The sequence below is a fragment of the Bradyrhizobium sp. JYMT SZCCT0428 genome (genome assembly GCF_018131075.1).
Lineage (GTDB): Bacteria > Pseudomonadota > Alphaproteobacteria > Rhizobiales > Xanthobacteraceae > Bradyrhizobium.
Map to the genome: position 1 here is coordinate 96,206 of NZ_JAFCLS010000003.1, position 23,567 is coordinate 119,772.

The 23,567-nt window shown below is 63.5% G+C and carries 23 protein-coding genes; 13 read left to right on the plus strand and 10 right to left on the minus strand.

Annotated elements, in window-relative coordinates:
* Positions 1–3: 3 nt before the first annotated feature.
* The 3 genes from JQ575_RS03860 to JQ575_RS03870 form a co-directional block, all read right to left on the minus strand.
* Positions 4–858, minus strand: a complete 855-nt coding sequence (locus tag JQ575_RS03860; protein ID WP_212031953.1) for an AraC family transcriptional regulator — start codon at positions 856–858, stop codon at positions 4–6.
* 25 nt (positions 859–883) lie between these two features.
* Positions 884–1,609: a bifunctional nicotinamidase/pyrazinamidase gene (gene pncA, locus JQ575_RS03865; RefSeq protein ID WP_212031954.1), complete on the minus strand. Its 726-nt coding sequence runs from the start codon at positions 1,607–1,609 to the stop codon at positions 884–886.
* 178 nt (positions 1,610–1,787) lie between these two features.
* Complete coding sequence (locus tag JQ575_RS03870) at positions 1,788–2,723, minus strand: hypothetical protein (protein WP_212031955.1); 936 nt, start codon at positions 2,721–2,723, stop codon at positions 1,788–1,790.
* A 535-nt stretch (positions 2,724–3,258) separates the two neighbouring features.
* Here JQ575_RS03870 and dnaK point away from each other — a divergent pair.
* The 7 genes from dnaK to dapB all read left to right on the plus strand — a co-directional run bounded on the left by dnaK (position 3,259) and on the right by dapB (position 9,826).
* Positions 3,259–5,160 (plus strand): molecular chaperone DnaK, encoded by a 1,902-nt coding sequence (gene dnaK, locus JQ575_RS03875; protein WP_212031956.1) that lies wholly within the window; start codon positions 3,259–3,261, stop codon positions 5,158–5,160.
* Between the two features lie 142 nt (positions 5,161–5,302).
* A complete protein-coding gene (gene dnaJ / locus JQ575_RS03880) occupies positions 5,303–6,442 on the plus strand; it encodes a molecular chaperone DnaJ (RefSeq protein ID WP_192736167.1) in 1,140 nt (379 codons plus the stop codon).
* 91 nt (positions 6,443–6,533) lie between these two features.
* Entirely contained in the window at positions 6,534–7,136 is a 603-nt protein-coding gene (locus tag JQ575_RS03885) for a class I SAM-dependent methyltransferase (RefSeq protein WP_212031957.1), read from the plus strand.
* A 54-nt stretch (positions 7,137–7,190) separates the two neighbouring features.
* Entirely contained in the window at positions 7,191–7,769 is a 579-nt protein-coding gene (locus JQ575_RS03890) for an NADPH-dependent FMN reductase (RefSeq protein ID WP_212031958.1), read from the plus strand.
* Positions 7,770–7,775: 6 nt separating this feature from the next.
* Positions 7,776–8,486, plus strand: coding sequence for an orotidine-5'-phosphate decarboxylase (gene pyrF, locus JQ575_RS03895; RefSeq protein ID WP_212031959.1), 711 nt, complete (start codon positions 7,776–7,778; stop codon positions 8,484–8,486).
* Positions 8,487–8,528: 42 nt separating this feature from the next.
* Positions 8,529–8,834 (plus strand): DUF1330 domain-containing protein, encoded by a 306-nt coding sequence (locus JQ575_RS03900; RefSeq protein WP_212031960.1) that lies wholly within the window; start codon positions 8,529–8,531, stop codon positions 8,832–8,834.
* A gap of 176 nt (positions 8,835–9,010) precedes the next feature.
* Complete coding sequence (gene dapB, locus JQ575_RS03905; protein WP_212031961.1) at positions 9,011–9,826, plus strand: 4-hydroxy-tetrahydrodipicolinate reductase; 816 nt, start codon at positions 9,011–9,013, stop codon at positions 9,824–9,826.
* 32 nt (positions 9,827–9,858) lie between these two features.
* On the opposite strand, the gene JQ575_RS03910 is transcribed toward dapB, so the two are convergent.
* The 4 genes from JQ575_RS03910 to JQ575_RS03925 form a co-directional block, all read right to left on the minus strand.
* Positions 9,859–10,044 (minus strand): hypothetical protein, encoded by a 186-nt coding sequence (locus JQ575_RS03910; RefSeq protein WP_212031962.1) that lies wholly within the window; start codon positions 10,042–10,044, stop codon positions 9,859–9,861.
* A 15-nt stretch (positions 10,045–10,059) separates the two neighbouring features.
* Complete coding sequence (gene gpmI / locus JQ575_RS03915; protein ID WP_212031963.1) at positions 10,060–11,583, minus strand: 2,3-bisphosphoglycerate-independent phosphoglycerate mutase; 1,524 nt, start codon at positions 11,581–11,583, stop codon at positions 10,060–10,062.
* 233 nt (positions 11,584–11,816) lie between these two features.
* Positions 11,817–12,713 (minus strand): bifunctional helix-turn-helix domain-containing protein/methylated-DNA--[protein]-cysteine S-methyltransferase, encoded by an 897-nt coding sequence (locus JQ575_RS03920; protein WP_212032116.1) that lies wholly within the window; start codon positions 12,711–12,713, stop codon positions 11,817–11,819.
* A gap of 55 nt (positions 12,714–12,768) precedes the next feature.
* Positions 12,769–13,290: a DUF2244 domain-containing protein gene (locus JQ575_RS03925; RefSeq protein WP_212031964.1), complete on the minus strand. Its 522-nt coding sequence runs from the start codon at positions 13,288–13,290 to the stop codon at positions 12,769–12,771.
* A 22-nt stretch (positions 13,291–13,312) separates the two neighbouring features.
* Here JQ575_RS03925 and nth point away from each other — a divergent pair, with 22 nt between their 5' ends.
* On the plus strand, positions 13,313–14,098 hold the full coding sequence (gene nth / locus JQ575_RS03930) for an endonuclease III (protein ID WP_212031965.1): 786 nt from the start codon (positions 13,313–13,315) through the stop codon (positions 14,096–14,098).
* A 156-nt stretch (positions 14,099–14,254) separates the two neighbouring features.
* Here the strand turns inward: nth and JQ575_RS03935 are convergent, their stop codons facing one another.
* Positions 14,255–15,007, minus strand: a complete 753-nt coding sequence (locus JQ575_RS03935; RefSeq protein WP_212031966.1) for a sulfate transporter family protein — start codon at positions 15,005–15,007, stop codon at positions 14,255–14,257.
* A 218-nt stretch (positions 15,008–15,225) separates the two neighbouring features.
* On the opposite strand from JQ575_RS03935, the gene JQ575_RS03940 reads away from it, so the two are divergent.
* Complete coding sequence (locus JQ575_RS03940) at positions 15,226–16,389, plus strand: CaiB/BaiF CoA-transferase family protein (RefSeq protein ID WP_212031967.1); 1,164 nt, start codon at positions 15,226–15,228, stop codon at positions 16,387–16,389.
* Between the two features lie 7 nt (positions 16,390–16,396).
* Positions 16,397–17,341: a hydroxymethylglutaryl-CoA lyase gene (locus tag JQ575_RS03945; RefSeq protein WP_212031968.1), complete on the plus strand. Its 945-nt coding sequence runs from the start codon at positions 16,397–16,399 to the stop codon at positions 17,339–17,341.
* Positions 17,342–17,488: 147 nt separating this feature from the next.
* On the opposite strand, the gene nikR is transcribed toward JQ575_RS03945, so the two are convergent.
* Complete coding sequence (gene nikR / locus JQ575_RS03950) at positions 17,489–17,932, minus strand: nickel-responsive transcriptional regulator NikR (protein ID WP_212031969.1); 444 nt, start codon at positions 17,930–17,932, stop codon at positions 17,489–17,491.
* A gap of 245 nt (positions 17,933–18,177) precedes the next feature.
* Here nikR and JQ575_RS03955 point away from each other — a divergent pair, with 245 nt between their 5' ends.
* Complete coding sequence (locus tag JQ575_RS03955) at positions 18,178–20,256, plus strand: TonB-dependent receptor plug domain-containing protein (RefSeq protein WP_409364759.1); 2,079 nt, start codon at positions 18,178–18,180, stop codon at positions 20,254–20,256.
* A gap of 3 nt (positions 20,257–20,259) precedes the next feature.
* Here the strand turns inward: JQ575_RS03955 and JQ575_RS03960 are convergent, their stop codons facing one another.
* A complete protein-coding gene (locus JQ575_RS03960) occupies positions 20,260–21,273 on the minus strand; it encodes a YiiX/YebB-like N1pC/P60 family cysteine hydrolase (RefSeq protein ID WP_212031971.1) in 1,014 nt (337 codons plus the stop codon).
* Between the two features lie 185 nt (positions 21,274–21,458).
* On the opposite strand from JQ575_RS03960, the gene JQ575_RS03965 reads away from it, so the two are divergent.
* Together JQ575_RS03965 and JQ575_RS03970 are read left to right on the plus strand one after the other, a co-directional pair.
* A complete protein-coding gene (locus JQ575_RS03965; RefSeq protein WP_212031972.1) occupies positions 21,459–22,877 on the plus strand; it encodes an NAD(P)/FAD-dependent oxidoreductase in 1,419 nt (472 codons plus the stop codon).
* The gene (locus tag JQ575_RS03970) at positions 22,877–23,557 is read left to right on the plus strand and encodes an adenine nucleotide alpha hydrolase (protein ID WP_212031973.1); all 681 of its coding nucleotides are present in this window, start codon (positions 22,877–22,879) and stop codon (positions 23,555–23,557) included. The genes JQ575_RS03965 and JQ575_RS03970 overlap by 1 nt, the downstream gene beginning before the upstream one ends.
* Positions 23,558–23,567 lie beyond the last annotated feature (10 nt).

The following is a 23,567-nucleotide window of genomic DNA, read 5'->3' on the forward strand; positions in this document are numbered from 1 at the left end:
TTGTTACCAGCCCGAAAGCGCTTCGTTCGGGCGCGTCAGCCGGCTGTCAATCAGCGCCAGCCGCCGCGCCCAGGCCGTCGGCGTCTCGCCCGCCAGTTCGCCGAATTCGCGGACCAGATGGGCCTGGTCGGCAAAGCCGCTCTCGGCGGCAATCCCGGCCCAACCCGGAGCCGTGCCGCTGCGTGCCAGCCGGCAGGCCCGATCAAAGCGCATCATGCGCGCGATCGATTTGGGCGCGAGGCCAAGCTCGGATCGAAAACGCTCGACCAGATGTTTGCGGCTCCAGCCGATCTCGCCGGCCAGCGCCGCGATCCGCGCGTTGCCTGCGGTCAGCGCCAGCCGGCGCCAGGCGAAGGCGATCTCCGGCGATGGCAGATGATTGGCGCGGCCGGCGATGAAGTCCTCGAGCAGGTCGAAGCGGTGTTGCCAGCAGGTTGTCGCGCCCATTCTCTCGCGCAATTGCCGGCCGTCGCGGCCGAGCACGTCTGACATATCGACCATGCGCGCGGCGAGGTCGACCACCCCCCCGCCAAACAAGCGGTAGGCGCCGAGCGGCGTGAAATCCACCTGCACGCATTCGGCGCCGCCATCGGACTCGATATGAACAGGCCCGGCATAGAGGCCCGCGGCGAAGCTTGGCTGGCGGTCGGCCGCATAAGGCTCCCGGCCCAGCGCGATCAGGAACGGGCTGCCGAGGCTGATGATCAGCGGCACAATCAGGTGCGCGGCTTCACGCTGCGAAAACCGGCCAGGGGCGGTCTCGCGATAGCCCGTCATTCCCGTGATCAGGCCCGCCGTGCGCTGTGAGGGTGCACGGCGGATCAGCTCGAACGCGAGCGGCGCGGCTAAATCCGGCATTGCTGCTCTCTCGTGAGAGAACTTTTTAAGCTGCGATATCGCTCGACTGGATGCGCTTGACGCCGGCTGCGCTCATATCGGCCCAGGCTTTCGCGAGCGAGCCCTGGGTATCGATGCCGCGGCAGGCGTCTTCGACGACATAGGTTTCAAAGCCGGCCTTGCGGGCGTCGAGCGCGCTCCATGCCACGCAGAAGTCAGTAGCGAGACCGGCGAGGAACACGCGTTCCACCTTGCGCGCCTTCAAATAGGCGGCAAGCCCCGTCGTGGTGTTGCCATCGGCTTCGGTGAAGGCCGAATAGCTGTCGACGTCCTTGTTGGAGCCCTTGCGGATGACAAGTCCGGCATGGGCGATCGAGAGGTCCTTTGACAGCGCAGCGCCCTCGGTGCCCTGCACGCAGTGATCGGGCCACAGCACCTGCTTGCCGTAGGGCAGGTCGATCGTCTCGAACGGCTTCTTGCCCGAATGCGTCGTGGCGAACGAGACATGGCCAGACGTGTGCCAGTCCTGCGTCAGCACCACGTTGGCAAAGCTCTTGGCGATGCGGTTGATGACGGGAACGACCTGGTCGCCATCTTTCACCGCAAGGCTGCCGCCCGGCAGGAAACAATTCTGAACGTCGATCACCAGCAACGCCGATGCATTGTCGGGTTTGATCGACGCGGCCAAAGCTGCCTTCGAAAGAATGGTCGCCATTGCCGCCGTGCCGAGAATCGTGCCGAAGCCCGTGAGAATTTGCCTGCGCTCGAACATGGTGCATCTCCCTGTCAAAGAGGTCAACTTCTATAGCGTTTTCGAGCGAAGTGGGGACCGGTTCGCGTGAAGAAAACGCGTCAAGAAAAGAGCTTCAGCAAATCAGGTCGCAGGCACAGCGTAAAGCAGCTTTAGGCGGCGGCCTGCGGCTGAAACTTCGGCACCGAACGGGTCGTGTTTAGCGCGGGCGAATTCCGTCTCGCACGGCGCGGAAACGCGTGAACGCGGTGGTCCAGCCGTCGCGCGGCGAACTGCCGATGATGCGCAGCGAATTCTGGCCGCCGAACCGCAGCCATTGCACGATCGTCACCGGCGTATTGTCCTTGCCGCTGGTGGCTTCGATGCGGGTTTCGTATCCAGGCTGGCCGTCGATGCGGACCGCCTCCGACATCGTGATCCGCCCGTCGCGTACGCCGGGGATCGTCGTCGCCATCTGCTGGGCAAAACGTCCGCGGTCGTCGGGCTGCGCCGGCGCGGATCCGACCACGCCGACGATCATGAAGGGCGCGGTTTCAAAACCGCTTTTTTCGTCGCCATCGGCAATGATCAGGGCTGCGCCCGGCGCCAGCGTGCGGATCGTCTTGAAATTGCTGAGCTCGGCCATCCTGAACGGCATCAGGCCGAGCTGCTCATCGACCGGAACTTCGTTTCGGATCACGGCGGAAGCGAACATCTGCCGTATGGCGTCGTCGGTGTAGATCCGGGAGGCATTCTCCGGCACCTGCACGGCGACGTAGCCGGAGAAGGTCGGACCCGGCACGATCATCGAGTAGCGCCGGACATTGGTGGCGCCGTCCTTGGCATTCTCTGCGGTGTAATAGGCGAGCCCCGCCGCCGTCTCGATGCTCTCCGGCTTGATGCCGCCAGTGCCGCCGGGATTTGCCTTGAATGCATTGGCGACCTCGCCATAGGCCTCGGCGGGCAGGTCCGCCACCAGTACCTTGACGCCCTGATCCTCGGTCTCGAAGCCGACGAATGATCTGGCTTTGACCAGGCCGACCAGCGGTGTCATGCCGACCCGCGCGCCCGGCGGAAAGACCGGGTCGGCGGCGAACGCGGCGCAGGTCGCGGCGATGGTAAGGGCAACCGCAGCGAGGTATCGAACAGGCTTCATGAAGGGTCTACCGGGTTTACATTGAGGCCGTTCAATGGTCGGCCAGCGCAGCCCTCAAGGGTTCGAGGGCTCGGTTCAGTCAGCCCGCTTTTAGCGGTTTTGATGTCCCTGCAACAGGGCAGGGCGGCGTCCGTTCCCTCATCACGTTCCGAAACACCGGAATTTTCGCGCGATATGGGCAATTTTGGCGGGCCTGCCCGACAGTCGGTCAGGTCTGCGGAGCGGCCAAATACCGCGCTGGTGGCGATCTGCGTTGGCCGGGTTTTCCGGACGTGGTGATGAGTGCGCGCTCACCTCCTTGCCGATTTGTTAACACGGCTAAGGGCCTGAACCTTGACCTGCCCTGAGCTGACACAATCTTTCAAACGTCAGCATTTTCAGGCCCTAAGGTTGCGTTCGGTCCTTGCGGGCAGGACCCCCCCTCCTATATGAGGCTCACCGTCGCAATATCGCGAGTAATTGATCGTTGGGGGTTCGGTTAGGTGCGCCGTCCAGGGCCCAGCCAACCTGCCGCAAAAAGAAGGATATGAGGACCATGGGAAAGGTCATTGGGATCGATCTCGGCACCACCAATTCGTGCGTCGCCGTAATGGATGGCAAGACAGCTAAAGTCATCGAGAACGCAGAGGGCATGCGCACGACCCCGTCGATCGTCGCTTTCAGCGATGATGGCGAGCGCCTCGTCGGCCAGCCTGCCAAGCGTCAGGCGGTGACCAATCCCGAGCGCACCTTCTTCGCGGTCAAGCGCCTCGTCGGCCGCCGCTATGACGACCCGATGGTCGAGAAGGACAAGAAGCTCGTCCCCTATAAAATCGTCAAGGCATCGAACGGCGACGCCTGGGTCGAAGCCGACAGCAAAACCTACTCGCCCTCGCAGGTCTCCGCCTTCATCCTGCAGAAGATGAAAGAGACCGCGGAAGCCCATCTCGGCCAGAAGGTCGAGCAGGCCGTCATCACGGTTCCCGCCTATTTCAACGACGCGCAACGTCAGGCCACCAAGGACGCCGGCAAGATCGCCGGCCTTGAAGTGCTGCGCATCATCAACGAGCCGACCGCGGCCGCGCTCGCCTACGGCCTCGACAAGACCAAGACCGGCACCATTGCGGTGTACGACCTCGGCGGCGGTACCTTCGACGTCTCGATTCTTGAAATCGGCGACGGCGTGTTCGAGGTGAAATCCACCAACGGCGACACGTTCCTCGGCGGTGAAGACTTCGACATGCGGCTCGTCAGCTATCTGGCCGATGAGTTCCAGAAGGAGCAGGGCATCAACCTGCGCAACGACAAGCTTGCCTTGCAGCGTCTGAAAGAGGCCGCCGAAAAGGCCAAGATCGAATTGTCCTCGACCACGCAGACCGAAATCAACCTGCCGTTCATCACGGCCGATCAGACCGGTCCGAAGCATCTGACGATGAAGCTGACCCGCTCGAAGTTCGAGGCGCTGGTCGACGATCTCGTGCAGAAGACCATCGAGCCGTGCCGCAAGGCGCTGAAGGATGCGGGCCTCACCGCCGCCGAGATCGGCGAAGTGGTGCTGGTCGGCGGCATGACGCGCATGCCGAAGGTTCAGGAAGTGGTGAAGCAGCTGTTCGGCAAGGAGCCGCACAAGGGCGTCAATCCGGACGAAGTCGTCGCCATCGGCGCGGCGATCCAGGCCGGCGTGCTGCAGGGCGACGTCAAGGACGTGCTGCTGCTCGACGTGACCCCGCTGTCGCTGGGCATCGAGACGCTGGGTGGCGTTTTCACCCGCATCATCGACCGCAACACCACGATCCCGACCAAGAAGAGCCAGGTGTTCTCGACCGCCGAGGACAACCAGAACGCCGTCACCATCCGCGTCTTCCAGGGCGAGCGTGAAATGGCGGCCGACAACAAGGTGCTCGGCCAGTTCGACCTGATGGGCATTCCGCCGTCGCCGCGCGGCATGCCGCAGATCGAGGTGACCTTCGACATCGACGCCAACGGCATCGTCAACGTTTCGGCCAAGGACAAGGCGACCGGCAAGGAACAGCAGATCCGGATTCAGGCCTCCGGCGGCCTGTCGGACGCCGACATCCAGAAGATGGTCAAGGACGCCGAGGCCAATGCGGCCGAGGACAAGAAGCGCCGCGAGGCGGTCGACGCCAAGAACCATGCCGACAGCCTGGTGCATTCCACCGAGAAGGCGCTGGCCGAACACGGTTCGAAGGTCGAGGAGAGCGAGCGCCGTTCCATCGAGGACGCCGTCAGCGACCTCAAGGAAGCGCTGAAGGGCGACGATGCCGAGGCGATCAAGGCCAAGACCAACACGCTGGCGCAGGCTTCGATGAAGCTCGGCGAGGCCATGTACAAGCAGCAGGCCGAAGCCGACGCCAAGAAGGATGCGGCCAAGGATGACGTCGTCGACGCGGAGTTCACCGAGGTCGACGACGACAAGAACAACAAGAAGTCGGCGTAAGCGGGCTTTCGATCATGACCCTCACACCAAAGAGCGCCTGCTGCGTCTCGATGGGTGGGGGTCATTTTTCGTTAAGCGCGAGGCGGCATCCTCAACAATGCACCCTTGCGGCATGAAGACGAAATTCGGACGGATCTGACGGATGTCCACCAAGCGCTGCTATTACGAAACCCTGGAAGTCGAACGGAGCGCGGACGACGGCAAGCTCAAGGCCGCGTTCCGCAAGCTTGCGATGAAATGGCATCCGGACAAGAATCCGGGCGATGCTTCCAGCGAAGTGAAGTTCAAGGAAATCAACGAAGCCTATGAGGTCCTCAAGGACGGCGACAAGCGCGCCGCCTACGACCGCTACGGCCACGCGGCGTTCGAGCAGGGCATGGGTGGCGGCGGGCCCGGATTCGGCGCCGGCTTCGCCTCGTCATTCTCGGATATTTTCGAGGATCTGTTCGGCATGGCCGGACAACGCGGGCGCGGTGGCGGCGGCCGCGAGCGCGGCGCCGACCTGCGCTACAATATGGAAATCACGCTGGAGGAAGCCTTCCTCGGCAAGACCGCCCAGATCGAGATTCCGGTTTCGGTCACCTGCGAATCCTGTTCCGGCACCGGTGCCAAGGCCGGCACCAAGCCGAAGACCTGTTCGCTGTGCGGCGGGCAGGGAAGGGTGCGGCAAGCCCAGGGCTTCTTCACGCTGGAACGAACCTGTCCGGGCTGTCAGGGCCGCGGCCAGATGATCGAAGACCCCTGTCCTTCCTGCGCGGGCTCGGGCCGGGTAACGCGCGACCGGACCCTGTCGGTCAACATTCCGCAAGGCGTCGAAGACGGCACCCGCATTCGGCTCGCCGGCGAGGGCGAGGCCGGCGTCCGCGGCGGACCGCCTGGCGATCTCTATATTTTCCTGTCGCTGGCGACCCACGAATTCTTCCAGCGCGACGGCGCCGACCTGCATTGTCGGGTCCCGATCTCGATGGTGGCGGCCGCGCTTGGCGGCGAGTTCGAGGTGCCGACCATCGACAAGGGCAAGACCAAGGTAAAGGTGCCGTCGGGAACACAGTCCGGCCGCCGATTCCGCATCGCATCAAAAGGCATGCCGGTGCTCCGTTCGCGCCAGACCGGCGACATGTATGTGCAGGTGATGGTCGAAACGCCGCAGAATCTGACCAAGAAGCAGCAGGAATTGCTGGCCGAGTTCGAAAAGCTGTCGTCGGGTGCGACCCAGCCGGAAGCGGCGGGTTTCTTTACTAAGGTCAAGGACTTCTTCGGTAGCCGCGCTGCCCCGCAGTGAGCCTTTTGCTTGACCATAAGAGCTGCGACCTATACTTCTTTATGACTGTTTTCTGACATAACCGCCGTTCGCGGTCCCGCCTGGTAGCGACATGCCTCTGCAATCGTCCGTGCGTGCGTTGAAGAAACCTCTCCGTCTTGACGACGAGGTGCGCTTTCTCCGTTCATGGATCGAAAAGCCGCTGCACATGGGCGCGGTGATGCCGTCCAGCAAGCTGCTCGCGCGCACCATGGCGCAGTATGTCGACGTCAATTCGAAAGGACCGGTCGTCGAACTTGGTCCCGGCACCGGCGCGATCACCAACGCGCTGATCGAACATGGCGTCGATCAGAAGCGTCTCGTGCTGGTTGAGTATAATCCGGGCTTCTGCGCGCTGCTGCGCGACCGTTATCCGCACGCCAAAGTGGTGCAAGGCGACGCCTACAAACTTCGCGACTCGCTGTTGAAGGTTCTCGACGTGCCGGCCTCGGCCGTGGTCTCCGGCCTGCCGCTGGTCACAAAGCCGATGCTGACGCGGCTCAAACTGATCCGCGACGCCTTTACGGCGCTCGCGCCAGGGGCGCCCTTCGTGCAGTTCACCTATTCGGTCGCGCCGCCGATCCCGAAATCGCTGCCCGGCGTGTCCACAGAAGCTTCCGAGCGGATCTGGATGAACCTTCCGCCCGCCCGGGTCTGGGTGTATCGCAAGGGCTAAGACTGCCCGGCGCGTCTGCGCGGCGGGATTGGCCCGAACCGCGATTTATAAAATATGTCCGCGCTGAAAATCCTCGTGATCCCGGGATCGCTTCGCACAGGCTCGCACAATGCGCGGCTGGCGGCCGCCATCACGCATGAGTTGGTGCAATCCGGCGCCGAAGTGACCCGCATCTCGCTGTCGGATTTTCCGTTGCCGATCTATGACGGCGACCTGCAGGCGAAGTCCGGCGTGCCGAAGCACGCGGTCAATCTGAAGCGCATGATCGGTGCCCATCACGGCGTCCTGATCGTGACGCCGGAGTATAATTCGTCGGTGCCGGCGCTGGTGAAAAACACCATCGACTGGATCAGCCGGGTGCAGGATACGCATGAAACCCGCGGCCAGGTGTTTCGCGGCGCCGTGTTTGCGATCGCTTCCGCTTCGGGCGGGCGGCTCGGCGGCACGCGCGCGCTGGCGGCGCTGCGCCTCATTCTGTCGGCCTGTCACGCCAGCGTGGTTCCGAACCAGCTCGCATTGTCGTTCGCGGACCAGGCCTATGACGAGATGGACCGTCTGAAGCATCCTGCCGATGTCGAGGCGCTGCAAGCGCTGGTGCGGCAGCTGATCGATCATTCCCAACGCATGATGTGAGGTGACATGCAGCCTGCCAGTATCGCTCCGAAAGACCGGTTGATTGTGGCGCTCGATCTGCCCGGCGTCGCCGAGGCCGAAGCGATGGTGGCGCGGCTCGGCGACAGCGTGACGTTCTACAAGATCGGCTATCAGCTCGCCTATGCCGGCGGCCTGCCGCTGGTCCGTCAATTATCCGGTGCGGGCAAGAAAGTGTTCGTCGATCTCAAGCTGCACGATATCGGCAACACCGTTGCGCGCGGTGTCGAGAGCATCGCAAAACTCGGCGCCACCTTTCTCACCGTGCACGCCTATCCGCAGACCATGAAGGCGGCGGTGGAAGCACGTGCGGGCTCGGATCTCAAAATCCTCGCGGTCACCGTGCTGACCTCCTATGACGACGGCGATCTGCATGCCGCCGGCTATCGCCTCAACGTCTCCGATCTGGTCGAGGCGCGCGCCCAGCAGGCGCAGGTGCTCGGCGTCGACGGGCTGGTGAGTTCGCCGGAAGAGGCGGCGAGTTTGCGCAAGATCGTCGGCCACCAGATGAACCTGGTGACGCCGGGCATCCGGCCGGCGGGTTCGGCGACCGGCGACCAGAAGCGCATCATGACGCCGGCGCGCGCCATTGCCGCCGGCGCGGATTATCTGGTGGTGGGACGGCCGGTCACCGAGGCCGCCGACCCCAAAGCCGCCGCGGATGCCATTCAAACCGAAATCGCGCAGACGCTGGGCTGAGAGCAAGGCGAGAAAACAAGGCCACAGAAGGAGGAACCGAAGATGGCAAAAGGCTACTGGATCGCGCGCATCGACGTCCACAACATGGACGGCTACAAGGACTACATCGCACAGAACGGCGCGGTCTTCGCCAAGTATGGCGCCAAATTCCTGGTGCGCGGCGGCACGCATGAGGCCCGGGAAGGCACCTCGCGATCGCGCAACGTGGTGCTCGAATTCAAGGACTACGAGACTGCGCTGGCCTGCTACAATTCGCCGGAATACGCCCGCCTGGTCGCGCTCCGTAGCCCGCATTCGGAAGGCGATCTCGTCATCATCGAAGGCTATGACGGCCCGCAGCCCGCGTGAGAGTTGCCGTCATTGCGAGCGAAGCGAAGCAATCCACCTCGCCCCTCGCCATGCGGGGATAGCTGGATTGCTTCGTCGCTTCGCTCCCCTGCGCAATCGCTTCGCGTTTGTCGCAGGCAATGACGGGAAGTTGCCGTAGCAGCCCGCCCCCGCTATACCCGTAAAGAGGTGAAGCCATGGCCGACATGCGTTTGATCGTAGCTGGTGCGGGCGGCAGGATGGGCCGCGCGCTGACACGCGTCATTTCGGAGACGCCAGGTGCGGCGCTTGCCGGCGCGCTGGAGGCGCCGGGTTCGGAACTGCTGGGCAAGGATTCCGGCGTCCTCGCCGGCCTGCCCGAAAATGGCGTCAAGCTCTCGGCCGATCTCTGGGCGCTCTCGGCCAACGCCGACGGCATTCTCGATTTCACGGTTCCCGCCGCCACCATCGCCAATGTGGCGATCGCCGCCGAACGGAAGCTGGTGCACGTGGTCGGAACCACCGGGCTGTCGGAGTCCGACATGGCCGTGATCAAGAGCGTGACCTCCCGTGCCATCGTCGTGCAGTCAGGCAATATGAGCCTTGGCGTCAATCTGCTGGCGGCGCTGGTCAAGCGCGTCGCGCAATCGCTCGATACCGATTTCGATATCGAGATCCTCGAGATGCACCACAAGGCCAAGGTCGACGCACCGTCGGGCACCGCCCTGATGCTGGGCGAGGCCGCCGCCGCGGGCCGCGGCATCGACCTGCATTTGCACTCGGCGCGCGGACGCGACGGCATTACCGGCGCGCGCAAGGCCGGCGATATCGGCTTTGCGGCATTGCGCGGCGGCACCGTCACCGGCGAACACAGCGTGATCTTTGCCGGTGCGATGGAGCGCATCGAGCTGACCCACCGCGCCGAGGACCGCACGATGTTTGCGCAAGGCGCGGTCAAGGCGGCGTTGTGGGCGCAGGGCAAGACGCCCGGCCTGTATTCGATGGCCGATGTGCTGGGCCTCGGCGACTTCTGAAATTCGACGACGCGCCGAGACTCGGTAGTGTCTCAGTTTGAATTTGGGGGCCTGTAGCCCGAGACAAGTTTGATATGAATGTCTTGGGCGACTATCTGGCGGGCCCATTCAGCTTGATCTTCCTTGATCAATTTAGCGACCAACAATTCGTCCACAATCGAAGCTCCGACGTTCTCGCTCCAGAGAAGGTCCAGTTCGTTTCGTGTCACATCGTCCACGAGCGCCTCTCTTTGCTATTTCGGACGCAGCAATGATTTGCCAGTCATCTCCGGCGGTTTCGGCAATTGCATCAGGTCGAGCATTGTCGGCGCAATATCCGCCAGCCGGCCTTCCGCCAAGGTCGCGCCGCCGCCGCCCTGCAGCAGCAGGGGCACCGGGTTCGTCGTATGAGCTGTATGCGGACCGCCGGTGACGGGGTCGCGCATCATTTCGCAGTTGCCGTGATCGGCGGTCACCAGCAGCGCGCCGCCGGATCGCTCGATCGCCTCCGAGATTTTCCCGAGCGCGGTATCGACGGTTTCGACCGCCTTGATCGCAGCCGCCAGATTTCCCGAGTGGCCGACCATATCCGGGTTGGCGTAGTTCAGGACGATCAAATCGTACTTGCCTGAATCGATCGCCTCCACGGCCTTCGCGGTCAGCTCGGCAGCCGACATCTCCGGCTGCAGGTCATAGGTCGCGACCTTGGGCGATGGCACCATGATGCGGTCCTCGCCGGAAAAAGGCTCTTCCCGTCCGCCGTTGAGAAAATAAGTGACGTGCGGATATTTTTCCGTTTCGGCCATCCGCAATTGCGTCCGGTTTGCCGCTGATGTGACTTCGCCCAGGATGTTTGGAAACGCCTGCGGCGGAAATATCGTCTGCATCAGCCTGTCGAGATCAGAGCTGTATTGCGTCATGCCGACCGCGGCAGCGTACCGGACGCTGCGTCTGCGTTTGAAGCCGTCAAACGACGGATCGAGCATCGCACCAAGAATCTCGCGGACGCGATCGGCGCGAAAGTTGAAGCTCAGCACGCCATCGCCATCCTTGATGCCGGCGTAATTGCCGATCACCGACGGTACGACGAACTCGTCGGTGACATCATGCGCATAGGCATCTGACATTGCCGATTGTGCGTCGGCAAAATGCGGACCTTCGCCCTCGACGATGGCGTCATAGGCTTTGCCGACGCGTTCCCAGCGCTTGTCGCGGTCCATCGCATAATATCGCCCGACAACGGTTGCGATCGGAACCTGTGGCGGCAGCGCAGCGCTCAGCCGCTTCAAATCATCGGCCCCCGATCGCGGCGGCGTATCGCGTCCGTCCGTGAGCGCGTGTACGACTGCCGGCACGCCGTGCTCAGCGAGGATCGCGGCCAGTGCGGCGACGTGGTCCTGATGCGAGTGGACGCCGCCCGGCGACACCAGGCCGATCAGATGACAGGTGCCGCCGCTCTGCTTCAGCGCCTGGACCAGTCCGGTGAGCGCCGTCGCGGATTTGATTTCGCCTGACGTAATGGCGTCGTTGATCCGCGGCAGGTCCTGCATCACCACGCGACCCGCGCCGATGTTCAGGTGCCCGACTTCGGAATTGCCCATCTGCCCATCGGGCAGCCCGACGTCCCGTCCCGACGTCCGCAGGAAGGCGCGCGGACCCGCGTTCCACAGGCGGTCGAAGTTCGGTGTTTTGGCCTGACGAACAGCATTGTCGGCCGGATCCTCCCGCCAGCCCCAACCATCCAATATCGCTAGCATCACCGGGCGGCGTTTCTGCATCGACGGGCCTTTCGCTGTTTACCCCAGGGTGGTTGTGAGCGATCGATACGCGATCGTCAATCGACGCGCGCCGTCAGTGTTCCGGTCGGGGGCTCTGCGAGGTTGGCATATCAGCTATGGGTAATGGGAGGCCGTAGGATGGGTTGAGCTCTTCGCGAAACCCATCAATTGCGCGACAAACGTGATGGGTTTCGCAAGGGCTCAACCCATCCTACGAACTACGAACAACGATCTCAATGCAGCCCCACCTGTCCGGCTTCCCAGCCCAGCATCGCCTGCTTGCGGGTGATGCCCCAGTGATAGCCGGTGAGCGCGCCGCCTTTGCCGAGTGCGCGATGGCAGGGCACCACGAACGACACCGGGTTGCGGCCGACCGCGGCACCAACGGCGCGAGAGGCTTTCGGATTCTTGATCTTGTTGGCGATGTCGGAATAGCTGACCGCGCGGCCCATCGGGATCTTGAGCAGAGTCTCCCACACCCGCACCTCGAAGTCAGTACCGATCAGGACGACGCGCAGCGGCTGGTCCTGCCGCCACATCCTGGTGTCGAAGATGCGCTGCGCGAGGCCGGCGGTGCCGTCGCGATCCTCGAAATAGGTCGAGTTCGGCCAGCGCCGCTTCATGTCGGCGAAAGATGCCGGCTCCTCGCCGGGATCGGCGAAGGCAAGTCCGGCAAGGCCACGGCCGCTGGCGATCACGATGGCAGTGCCGAACGGGGAGGGATGGAAACCGTAACGCAGCGTCATGCCGGCGCCGCCGTTCTTCCATTCGCCCGGCGACATCGCCTCATGCGTCACGAACAGATCGTGCAGCCGGCCCGGACCCGACAGTCCCGAATCGAGGGCGGCGTCGAGCACGCTGGCCGAGTCGCGCAACAATCCCTTGGCATGATCGAGTGTCAGCGCCTGCATGAAGTCCTTGGGCGTCAGTCCGGCCCAGCGGCGGAACAGAAGGTGTAATTCGTCTGGCGTCACCGAGGCGGCATCCGCCATCGCTTCGATGGTCGGCTGCGCGCGCCAGTGTTCCGAGATGAAGGCGATGGCGCGGCGCACGGAATCATAGTCGCGCAGCGCGGCGTTCTGGGGGCCCGGCTTGGCCAGGCGCTGGTCATGTATGGCGAGTGTCATCATGGGATCAGATTTAGGGCTCATCTGACGTTCCAACCACCCGATTTCCGATACGGATTCACGTTATGGGATTGTAGGTGATGCCGCGTTTGGCGGCTTGCAGCGCGGCCAGTAAGGCTTTGGCAAAGCTTGCTTTTTCGTCCGGTCCCAAAAAATGCCCGACCGAGACGCGGCGTCCGCGCGAGACCAGATAAAGCCGCTCGATGCCGAATTCGGGGTCGCCGGTCTGGTCAAGCCGCACCCAGAGCGGATTGAGCACCCATTCCACCACATGACCGCGATGGCTGACCCGGCGCACTCGCAGCTCCGACGGCGTCACCGTGATTTCCTCCGACGCATTGGCGCTGCGGAAATTGACCCGGAACGCCCAGTAGATCACGAGCACGTCGAGCCCGAAGAATCCGAACACCGGCCAGGCGCCCATCAACAGAAACGCGACGCCCGCGACAAAGCTCACCGCACATAGGAATGCCATCAGCACCAGGAAGCCGGTGCGGTTGAGCGAACGATGCGGCGTCAGCCGCGCCGAAAACAGCTTCGGCCGGTCAACATCCCGATCAAAGTCGTTGCTTGCGGTCATCGCCGGTCAGTATACCCGGATCATGGCCAAAATCATCCGCGCTAAAGCTGCCAAAAAACCAAGCGTTCCATCCGTGCCCGGGAAAACAGCAAACAAGGCGGCAAAGGCCGCGGCCAGCAAGCCAGCCAAAGCGGCGTCCAAGCCCGCGGCGAAGAAAGCACCAAAGCCAAAACCCTGGACCTCAGCCGAGGTCCATGAGGCATTCAGCCGCTTTCGCAAGGCCAATCCGGAGCCGAAGGGCGAGCTCGAACATCTCAACCCCTACACGCTGCTGGTCGCCGTGGTGCTGTCGGCGCAAGCGACCGACGCCGGCGTCAACCGCGCGACGCGCGCGCTGTTCGCGGTGGCGGATACGCCCGAGAAGATGCTGGCGCTCGGCGAGGACACCGTGCGCGACTATATCAAGACCATCGGGCTTTTTCGCAACAAGGCCAAGAACGTCATCGCGTTGTCGGAAAAACTGATCGCCGAGTTCGGCAGCGAAGTGCCGCGCACCCGCGCCGAGATCGAGTCGCTACCCGGCGCCGGCCGCAAGACGGCTAATGTCGTGCTCAATATGGCCTTCGGCGAGCATACGATGGCAGTGGATACCCATGTGTTTCGCCTCGGCAACCGCACCGGGATGGCGCCCGGCAACAACGTGCTCGAGGTCGAACTCGGGCTGGAAAAGATAATCCCGTCCGAGTTCATGTTGCATGCCCACCACTGGCTGATCCTGCACGGCCGCTACATCTGCCTCGCCCGCAAGCCGCGCTGCGATGTGTGTCTGATCAACGATCTCTGCCGCTGGCCGGAGAAGACGGTGTGAGGTTCTAACCTCGCCCCGCTTGCGGGGAGAGGTCGGAGTGCGAAGCACTCCGGGTGAGGGGGTACAGGTCTATCGATAGACTACTCCCGGGGAGAAAGCCCCTCACCCCGACCCTCTCCCCGCAAGAGCGGGGCGAGGGAGAAGCGCGATCTCGCCTCACACCACCGGCATCCCCGTTCGCCGCCCGGGCTCGATCAACTCGGGCCGCGGGCCGCTCAGTCGCTTGTGCATGTGGACCATGAAGGCCATGCCGAACAGCGGTGTCGCCAGATTGACGATCGGGATCGAGACGAAGGCGGCGATGAACAGTCCCGCTGTGAACACGGTCGCCGCATTGTCCTTGCGCATCGCCTTGGCTTCCGCGGGCGAGCGGAAGCGCATTGCCGCGAGCTCGAAATATTCCCGGCCCAATAGCCAGGCGGTGGCGAAGAAGAAAATCAGGAAGCCGGCGCCGGCGAACAGCAAGAAGGGCAGCGCGATCAGATAGACCAGGATGGTCAGCAGCGCCGTCTTGATGCCTTCGGGGATTGCGACGCCAAGCGGCAGCGCGGAGCCGGGCTTTTCTGCCGGATAATGCTCGCGCTCGACATGGTCGGCGACGTCGTCGACGAACACGCTGGCGATCAGCGAGGTGATCGCCGGCATCAGGAAGATGCCGCCGACCACGACGCTGAGCCCGGCCGCGATCGAGACGATCCAGGCCAGGATGTTCAGCGGCGTGTGAAAGCCAGGTCCCAGTAGCCCTTCCGCCCAGACCTCGCCATATTCGGCGAACCAGCTGAGCAGCCGCTGCAATCCGATTGCCAACACCGTGATCAGCACCAGCGCCAGCCCGATCGAGCGCCACAGAATGGTGCGCATCGGCGGCGACAGGATTTGGGAAAGCGCCTTGACGGCGGCGTCCAGCATGATGGCCTCTGTTTCGCTCGAAAAACCCTCGCGAGAGGTAGAGATGCAATCGGGCTTCGGCAAGACCCGGCAGAAGACCCGGGCAGGGATCGCCGGTGACGATCCCGCCCATGCATTTGCGTCATGCAGCCGTGGCGGCACCATCAGGCAGATTATGTTTTCCCGAGAAGTCCGGAAGGCCTAGTCTGGCTGTCGAAAGACGGCGCAAGGGAGAAACCATGACCGGGACGGGACTGCCGCTGGAGGGCGTGAGGGTCGTCGAGATGACCCATATGGTGATGGGCCCGACCTGCGGCATGATCCTGGCGCAGCTCGGCGCAGAGGTGATCAAGGTCGAACCGCCCGTTGGCGACAAGACCCGCAGCCTAGGGGGCATGGGGGTCTCGTTCTTCCCGCTGTTCAACCGCGGCAAGCGCAGTGTCGTGCTCGATCTCTCCAAGGCGGAGGACCGCGAGACCATGGACCGGCTGCTCGCCAGCGCCGACGTGTTCGTGGAGAATTTTCGCGATGGTGCGCTCGAAAAGCAGGGGCTCGGCACCGAAGAGCTGCGCAGAAAACATCCGCATCTGATCGTCGCGGGCCACAAGGGCTTTTTGTCCGGTCCCTACGAGCATCGTCCGGCGCTCGATGAGGTCGTGCAGATGATGTCGGGGATCGCCGCCATGACCGGCACGCGCGACAAGCCGCAGCGGGTCGGCTCGTCTGCCAACGACATCATGGGCGGCATGTTCGGCGTGATCGCGATTTTGGCCGCGCTTTACCAGAAGCGCGGCGGCAACAAGGGTGGTGCTGATATCAGGATCGGGCTGTTCGAGAACTGTTTGTTTCTCGTCGCGCAGCACATGGTCGAGTATGAAATGACCGGCCGCAAGCCGCGCTCGATGCCGGAGCGCGAACATGCCTGGCCGATCTACGATATTTTCGACACCGCCGGTGGCGACCGCATCTTCATCGGCGTGGTCACCGAAGGTCACTGGCAGAGTTTCTGCCGCGAGTTCGGCTTGCAGGAATTTCTGGACGATCCGACCTTGCGCAACACCACGGAGCGGATCATGACGCGTGACCGGATCATTCCGCGCGTCGCAGAGGTGGTCAAAGGCTGGAACGTCACCGAGCTGTCGGCCAGGCTCGACGCGCTCAACATCTGCTTCTCGCCGATCAACCGCCCCGAGGATTTGCTGCAGGACCCGCATGTGCTGCGCCCCGGCGGGCTCGTCAACAATTTCAACGCCGATGGCGCGCCGTTCCGCGTGCCCGCATTGCCGGTGGAATGGAACGGCGGCAATATCGGCGAAGGCCTCAAGGTGCCGGTGCTCGGCGCCGACACCGATTCCGTCAGAGCCGAACTGAACAAACAGACTTCAACCGACAACGCTGCGTGAGGCTGCCATGACCCGTCTTCAGGACGTCTATCCCGACAACAAGATCATTCTGCGCGAAGTCGGTTTGCGCGACGGGCTGCAGCTGGTGAAGAAGTTTCCGTCCACCGCCGCCAAGCAGCGCTGGATCCGCGACGAATACGCCGCCGGCGTGCGGCATTTCGAGGTCGGCTCGTTCCTGCCGGCCAAAACCTTCCCGCAATTCACCGATGTGCGCGACATCATCGCGACCATCGCGTCACTGCCGGGCGCCTATGGCATCGCGCTGACGCTGAACGAGCGCGGCGTCAACGAGGCGTTGGCATCAGGCGTGGCCGAAGTGGCCACCGTGGTCTCGGCGACCGAAGAGCACAGCCAGGCCAATGCCAACCGCAGCCGGGACTCCGCGATCGCCAACGTCAGGCGGCTCTGCGAGCTCCGCGGTGCAACCGTCCACAAACCTGTCGTGAACGCCGCAATCTCGATGGCGCTGGGCTGTTCGATTGTCGGTGCCGTCGACCCGAACGAAGTGATCAGGATCGCGGAAAAGCTGTTCGAGGCCGGCGTCGACATGGTCGCGGTCGCCGATACCGTCGGCTATGCCGGGCCGAAGCAGGTCGGGGAATTGACGGCGGCCGTGGTGAAGATCGCGGGACCAAAGCCGGTCTGCATTCATCTGCACGACACCCGCGGCATGGGCATCGCCAACGCCTCCGCTGCGCTCGATGCCGGTGCGCGGGTGCTGGACGGATCGCTGGGCGGCCTCGGCGGCTGCCCGTTCGCGCCGGGCGCGACCGGTAACGTCGTGTTCGAGGATCTCGTGTTCCTGTGCGAGAGCAAGGGTTTTGCGACCGGCATCGATATCGAAAAACTGGTCGCGGTGCGCTCTATCCTGAAATCGGAAATGCCGGACGAGCAGCTTTATGGCGGCATGGCGCGAGCCGGATTGCCGTGCGGGACGGCGAAGGCGGCGTGACTCTTCTCCCTCGCCCCGCTCTTGCGGGGAGAGGGTCGGGGTGAGGGGCTCTATCCGCGCGAGCGGGGTTTGTTGATAGACCGGTACCCCCTCACCCGGATTGCTTCGCAATCCGACCTCTCCCCGCAAGCGGGGCGAGGTGACCCTTCATCTGTGTTTATGCCCACCCTTGCGCGGCTTCTTGTCCGCGGCTGTGGTCGGGATCATCACCACGCGGCCGTAGCGCACGCCGCGCTCGGCGATGATGTGGTCGGCGAAATGCCTGACCTCGCCGGAGGCGCCCTTCAGCGCCGTGACCTCCATGCAGCTGTCGTCGTCCAGATGGACGTGCAGCGTCGCCAGCGACAGATCGTGATGGCCGTGGAAATTCTGCACCAGTCGTTTCGACAGGTCGCGCGCGGCGTGGTCGTAGACATAGACCAGCGCGGCGACGCATTGCCCTGACGGCGCGGCGTCCTCGGCGCTTTGCTGCAGGCCTGATCGGGCGAGGTCGCGGATGATCTCGGAGCGGTTCTGGTAGCCGCGCGCCTCGGCTGCGGCGTCGATCTCGGCGAGCAGATCGTCTTCGATCGTGATGGTGATCCGTTGCATCTGGGATTCCGTGCTTTCGGCAGTATGATATTTTGATTGTATCGTCATACCGGGCTTGCTAGCTTGGCGAGCCGGGTTAGTCGAACTGGTGCGGTCGCGCCGATTGTAGCAGTTATCATGCGGGGGCATGGGCGTTGCGTGTTGTTTCCTGGCGGTTATTTTCCGCCGCCGCATTGTTTGTCCCCTTCGCGCCTCCGGTGAATGCGCAGACCGTTGCCGCGGCCAGTCAGCTTCCGCCCGTTACGGTGACGCAGCCCGAAGCGGCGCCGGCGAAACGAACAAAGCCGTCACCGCGCCGTGCGGCACGTGGCGCATCTGCTGTTCAAACGAACCAGCCGGCCATTGCGGGCACCAGCGGCGCAGCGCCTGGTACTTCATCCGATGGCGCTGCTGCCTTGCAGCCCACCGCCGCCAGCGCCGTGCGCATCAGCGGCGCGGAAGTGAATGCCGTTCCCTTCCTGAGGCCCGGTGAGGCGCTGGAGGCCGTGCCCGGACTGATCGTCACCCAGCATTCCGGAGAGGGCAAAGCCAACCAGTATTTTCTGCGCGGCTTCAACCTCGACCACGGAACTGATTTGTCCATCAAGGTAGACGGCATGCCAGTCAACATGCCGACGCATGGCCACGGACAGGGCTACGCCGATATCAACTTTCTGATCCCCGAGCTGATCCAGTCGCTGAATGTCCGCAAGGGTCCGTATTTTTCCGATGTGGGCGACTTCAGCTCGGCGGGTTCGGTCGAAATCGACTACCTCACCAGGCTGCCGAAAAACCTGGCCGAGCTCACGGTTGGCAGTTTCGGATATCGGCGCGGGGTGGCCGCCGGTTCAGTCGCGGTCGGTGCGGGTACGCTTCTTTCCGCCATCGAAGGCGTGAAGTACAACGGTCCATGGGACGTGCCTGATGATGTGCGCAAGATCAACGGCGTCATGCGCTACAGCCAAGGTACCGTGACCGACGGATTGACGCTGACGGCCATGGCCTATTCCAACGCCTGGAATTCGACCGACCAGGTGGCGCAGCGCGCCATCGACCAGGGCGTGATCGGCCGCTTCGGCACGCTCGATCCGACCGACGGCGGTGTGGCGAGCCGCTTCAGCCTGTCCGGCAATTTTGCGCATTCGAGCGAATACGGGCAGACCAAGATCAACACCTATGTCGTCCGATCCAACTTGCAGCTCTACAACAATTTCACCTATTTCCTCGACGACCCCGTCAATGGCGACCAGTTCAACCAGCTCGACAGCCGTACCCTCGGCGGCTTCGATGCACGGCACGCCTTCGATTGGCGCCTCGGCGGACTTGAGACGCAAACACGCGTAGGCCTGCAAAGCCGTTATGACGATATCCATGTCGGCCTGTTCAAGACGCAGCAGCGAGGCTGGCTTTCGACCGTGCGCGAGGACCGCGTCAGGGAAGGCAATGTCGGCGTCTGGATGGACAGCACCACGCGCTGGACAGACTGGCTGCGGACCACTGTCGGCATTCGCGAGGATGTCTTTGCCGGCAGCGTTCGGAGCGACACGCCTGAAAACTCCGGCAATGCGCAGGCTTCGATTGCGAGCCCGAAGGCCGGCATCGTGCTTGGACCCTGGTACAAGACGGAGTTTTTCGGCAATGCCGGCTATGGCCTGCACAGCAACGACATCCGTGGCGCGACGATCACGGTCGATCCGATCGACAAGGTAACGCCGCAGGATCGCGTGCCGCTGCTGGTGCGGTCGAAAGGCGCCGAGATCGGAATCCGCACCAAGGCGGTTGAAGGCCTTACAAGTTCGGTCGCGGTCTTCATGCTCGACTTCGATTCCGAACTGCTGTTCGTCGGCGATGCCGGCACCACGGAGGCCAGCAGGCCAAGCCGCCGGGTCGGCGTGGAGTGGACCAACAAGTACAAGCCAGTGCCGTGGCTGACGTTCGATCTGGATGTGGCGTATACGCGCGCCCGCTTTACCGATTTCGATGTCGCGGGCGATCGGATCCCCGGCGCGCCGGCCTGGATTGCGAGTGGCGCGATCACCTTAGGCAATGAAACCGGCTGGTTCGGCGCGCTGAAGGGACGCTATTTCGGTCCGCGTCCGCTGATCGAGGACGACAGTGTGCGTTCGCTGTCATCGCTGATCTTCAATGCGCGGGCCGGCTACAGATTCGACAGCGGCATACGCCTGCAGCTCGACGTGCTCAATCTGTTCAACGCGAAGACCAACCAGATCGAGTATTATTATCTGTCGCGGTTGCCGGGCGAGCCGATCGACGGCGTTGCCGATCGCCACGTGCATCCGGCAGAGCCACTCGCGGTGCGGCTGACGCTGGCGGGAAGATTCTAGAACTTACGCCGCCTCAATAACCCTTCTGGGCGGACGGGCGCGGCGCTCCGGCGGGCGGACCGCGACGTACTCCACGGCGAGGAAATGCTCCGACACGGTCACGCGCTCGACCATGGTCGTTTGCGCGGTGACCTCGGTCGGTACCGCGACCTCGATCACTTCTTCAGACGAAACCGGAAGCGGCGCCGCTTCGTCAACCGCTTCAGGAACAAGCGACGGCGACTCGACTTCTGGAAACACACCGAATTCGCCCGCTACCTCCTGGAGCGGCTTCTGCTTGTCGGCCCAATGCAAGGCCAGATAGTCGAAGCCGTGCACGATGGTGGGTTTGACGACTTCGAAATAGGGCGAGATATCGAAATCGCGCGGCATGTAGAGCGACGAATCGCGAATGTGGAGAATCTCGCGCCGGGCCTTTCGCGAGGCGGCGCGCGTGATCTTGGGCAGGATCGGATAGCGCACGGCGTCGAACGCCTGCGCGATCAGCGCCGAGCAGATGATCTTGGTGGGATCGCCGGAGCCGAACGCGATCATGCGCCGCCGCCAGCGCTGCGGCACCGGCATCGGGAATAGATATCGCGCCAGGTCGACGATGTTCTTGGTGTCGTAGCCGAAGCCGATCCGGTTGATGGCGTAGCGGCACACCGTGATGCGGTCCTCATAGGACAGTCCGACCGGACGGCAGAGGCGGGTGTGATAGGGAAAATATTTCGACAGCGGCGCCGAGGTCACGCCTTCGCCGATATTGGCCTCGATCAGGACGTGAGGTTCGCCGTCCGGTTCCGTCGCGCCGTCGATCGGGCCGACATAGAGCGCGGCGTGCGACCAGGTCGATTGCGTGAGGTATTTGATAATGCCGGAAATGCGGTTGTTGCCCTCGACCAGCAGCACGTCGCCGGGCTCGATGACGCCGCGCAGATGCTCGGGATCACTGGGCGTGAACGGTTCATAGCCCGGGACTTCCTTCTGCAGGTAGCCCGCAATCAACTGGCCAATCGTATCGAGCATTACGCCCATGAAATCCCCCCGCGGTTCTTTGACCGCTTTTATGTTCCATTAGCATGGTCGCAAGCCGTTTCAATTTAGTTCATGCGTGAAGCGGGTCAATCATGATTGATTTACCATGAGTGTTGCTGCGCACGGTGAGATGCGGCACAGTTCGCTAGCTGTTCTCTTTGCTTCAAGGCCCCGGAAACCATGACATGACAATGACTCGCCGCGATTTCCTCTCGGCGTCCGCTGGCCTGGCGGTGATGCCGGTTTTCGGTGGGCGGGCGGGGGCCGCGCCGCTGCCGCGCGAGGCTGACATTGTCGTGATCGGCGCCGGCGCCGCCGGCATTGCTGCGGCGCGGCGGATCATGGCGGCGAACCGCAAGGTGATCGTGGTGGAAGCGGCGGGGCAGATCGGCGGCCGCTGCCAGACCGATACCACCACCTTCGAGGTGCCGTTCGATCGCGGCGCGCGCTGGATGCACAATCCCGAAACCAACCCGATGATCAAGCTCGCGCGATCCGCCGGGCTCGAGATCATCACCGCGCCGTCGGGCCAGAAAATCCGCATCGGCCGCCGCAACGCCCGCGCCGGCGAGACCGAGGAGTTTCTTGCAGCTTTGGTGCGCGCCAACCGCGCCATCGACGAGGCCTCGCGCCGGGCCGACGTCTCCTGCGCCTCGGCGCTGCCGAAAGACCTCGGTGACTGGGCGGGCACCGCCGAATTCGTGCTCGGCGCCAATTTCGCCGGTAAGGATCTGAAGGACCTTTCCGTCGTCGACAAGGTCCGCGCGCTGGATCGCAACACCGCGATCGCCTGCCGCCAGGGGCTGGGGACGCTGATTGCGAAACTCGGCGAGCAGGTGCCGTTGGCGCTGTCGACACCCGCGAACCGGATTTCCTGGGGCAGCCGGGACGTTGCGGTGGAAACGCCTTCGGGCAAGATTGTCGCGCGCGCCGCCGTCGTGACGGTTTCGAGCAACGTGCTGGCGGCGGGCAACATCAAATTCACGCCCGACATTCCCAAACGCACGCTGGATGCCGCTGCCAAACTGAGCCTCGGCAGCTATGACCGCATCGCCCTGCAAATGCCGGGCAATCCGCTGGGACTCGCCCGCGACGACATCATCATCGAGCAGAGCAATTCGACGCGCACCGCGTTGCTGTACGCCAATATGGGGTCGTCATCGCTGTGTTCGATCGACGTCGCCGGCTCGTTCGGCCGCGATCTCTCCGCGCAGGGCGAAAAGGCCATGATCGCCTTTGCGGTGGAGTGGTTGACCAAGCTGTACGGCAGCGAGGTTGCGGCGGCGGTGAAGAAATCGAGCGCGACGCGCTGGAACGCCGCGCCGTTCGCGCTCGGTGCGATGTCCGCAGCCGGGCCGGGCGCGCAGGCCTCGCGAAAGGTTCTGACCGAGCCGTTCGGCTGCATGTATCTCGCCGGCGAAGCCACGCATGAGACGCTGTGGGGCACGATCGACGGTGCCTGGGAAAGCGGCGAACGCGCCGCCGAAGCGGCGTTGCGCAGGATCGGCGCGTTGAAAGATCCCGAACCCGCAGCGCCGCCACCGAAGCAGCGTCAGCGCGCACCGCAGCCGAAGGCGTCAATGCCATCCTCGCAGTTCAACTGATGCTGCGACCGAAGGCGCTGATCTCGTGGTCGAGCGGCAAGGACAGCGCCTTTGCGCTGCACGAAGTGCGGCGCGCAGGCGAATTCGATGTCGTGGGCGCGCTGACCACGGTGACGGAGACCTTTTCTCGCGTTTCGATCCACGGCGTGCGGCAGGAGATCCTGCAGGCGCAATGCGAAGCCGCGGGCCTGCCGCAACGGATCGTGCCGATCCCCTATCCCTGCCCGAACGAGATCTATGAGGCCCGCATGGGCGAGGCGGTCGCGCAGGCGGTCGCTGACGGCGTCACGCACATGATTTTCGGCGATCTGTACTTGCGGGATATCCGCGCCTATCGCGAAGCGAAACTCGCAGGCACTGGCATCACGCCGATCTTTCCGCTCTGGGACCGGCCGACGCCCGAACTGGCGCTGGCTATGATGGCGAGCGGGCTGGAAGCCTACCTTGCAACCGTCGATATGAAGAAGCTTTCGGCGGAATTCGCGGGCCGCAAATTCGATGCGAAGCTGCTCGCTGACTTGCCCGACAGCGTCGATCCCTGCGGCGAGAACGGCGAATTTCACACCTGCGTGGTAGCGGGGCCGATGTTTTCGCATCGACTTTCCGTCAGCACCGGTGAGCGCGTCGAGCGCGATGGCTACGCCTACTGCGATCTGGTGATCCAGGCCGCGAATTCATAAATTCGGTTCT

Coding starts and splice junctions, on each gene's coding strand:
- JQ575_RS03925 (WP_212031964.1), bottom strand. CDS start 13,290: ATGACCGCAAGCAACGACTTTGATCGGGATGTTGACCGGCCGAAGCTG.
- JQ575_RS03940 (WP_212031967.1), top strand. CDS start 15,226: ATGACCGGGACGGGACTGCCGCTGGAGGGCGTGAGGGTCGTCGAGATG.
- JQ575_RS03870 (WP_212031955.1), bottom strand. CDS start 2,723: ATGAAGCCTGTTCGATACCTCGCTGCGGTTGCCCTTACCATCGCCGCG.
- JQ575_RS03935 (WP_212031966.1), bottom strand. CDS start 15,007: ATGCTGGACGCCGCCGTCAAGGCGCTTTCCCAAATCCTGTCGCCGCCG.
- JQ575_RS03965 (WP_212031972.1), top strand. CDS start 21,459: ATGACAATGACTCGCCGCGATTTCCTCTCGGCGTCCGCTGGCCTGGCG.
- JQ575_RS03920 (WP_212032116.1), bottom strand. CDS start 12,713: ATGATGACACTCGCCATACATGACCAGCGCCTGGCCAAGCCGGGCCCC.
- JQ575_RS03860 (WP_212031953.1), bottom strand. CDS start 858: ATGCCGGATTTAGCCGCGCCGCTCGCGTTCGAGCTGATCCGCCGTGCA.
- gpmI (WP_212031963.1), bottom strand. CDS start 11,583: ATGCAGAAACGCCGCCCGGTGATGCTAGCGATATTGGATGGTTGGGGC.
- JQ575_RS03885 (WP_212031957.1), top strand. CDS start 6,534: ATGCCTCTGCAATCGTCCGTGCGTGCGTTGAAGAAACCTCTCCGTCTT.
- JQ575_RS03900 (WP_212031960.1), top strand. CDS start 8,529: ATGGCAAAAGGCTACTGGATCGCGCGCATCGACGTCCACAACATGGAC.
- JQ575_RS03970 (WP_212031973.1), top strand. CDS start 22,877: ATGCTGCGACCGAAGGCGCTGATCTCGTGGTCGAGCGGCAAGGACAGC.
- nth (WP_212031965.1), top strand. CDS start 13,313: ATGGCCAAAATCATCCGCGCTAAAGCTGCCAAAAAACCAAGCGTTCCA.
- dnaK (WP_212031956.1), top strand. CDS start 3,259: ATGGGAAAGGTCATTGGGATCGATCTCGGCACCACCAATTCGTGCGTC.
- JQ575_RS03960 (WP_212031971.1), bottom strand. CDS start 21,273: ATGGGCGTAATGCTCGATACGATTGGCCAGTTGATTGCGGGCTACCTG.
- pyrF (WP_212031959.1), top strand. CDS start 7,776: ATGCAGCCTGCCAGTATCGCTCCGAAAGACCGGTTGATTGTGGCGCTC.
- JQ575_RS03945 (WP_212031968.1), top strand. CDS start 16,397: ATGACCCGTCTTCAGGACGTCTATCCCGACAACAAGATCATTCTGCGC.
- JQ575_RS03890 (WP_212031958.1), top strand. CDS start 7,191: ATGTCCGCGCTGAAAATCCTCGTGATCCCGGGATCGCTTCGCACAGGC.
- dapB (WP_212031961.1), top strand. CDS start 9,011: ATGGCCGACATGCGTTTGATCGTAGCTGGTGCGGGCGGCAGGATGGGC.
- dnaJ (WP_192736167.1), top strand. CDS start 5,303: ATGTCCACCAAGCGCTGCTATTACGAAACCCTGGAAGTCGAACGGAGC.
- pncA (WP_212031954.1), bottom strand. CDS start 1,609: ATGTTCGAGCGCAGGCAAATTCTCACGGGCTTCGGCACGATTCTCGGC.
- nikR (WP_212031969.1), bottom strand. CDS start 17,932: ATGCAACGGATCACCATCACGATCGAAGACGATCTGCTCGCCGAGATC.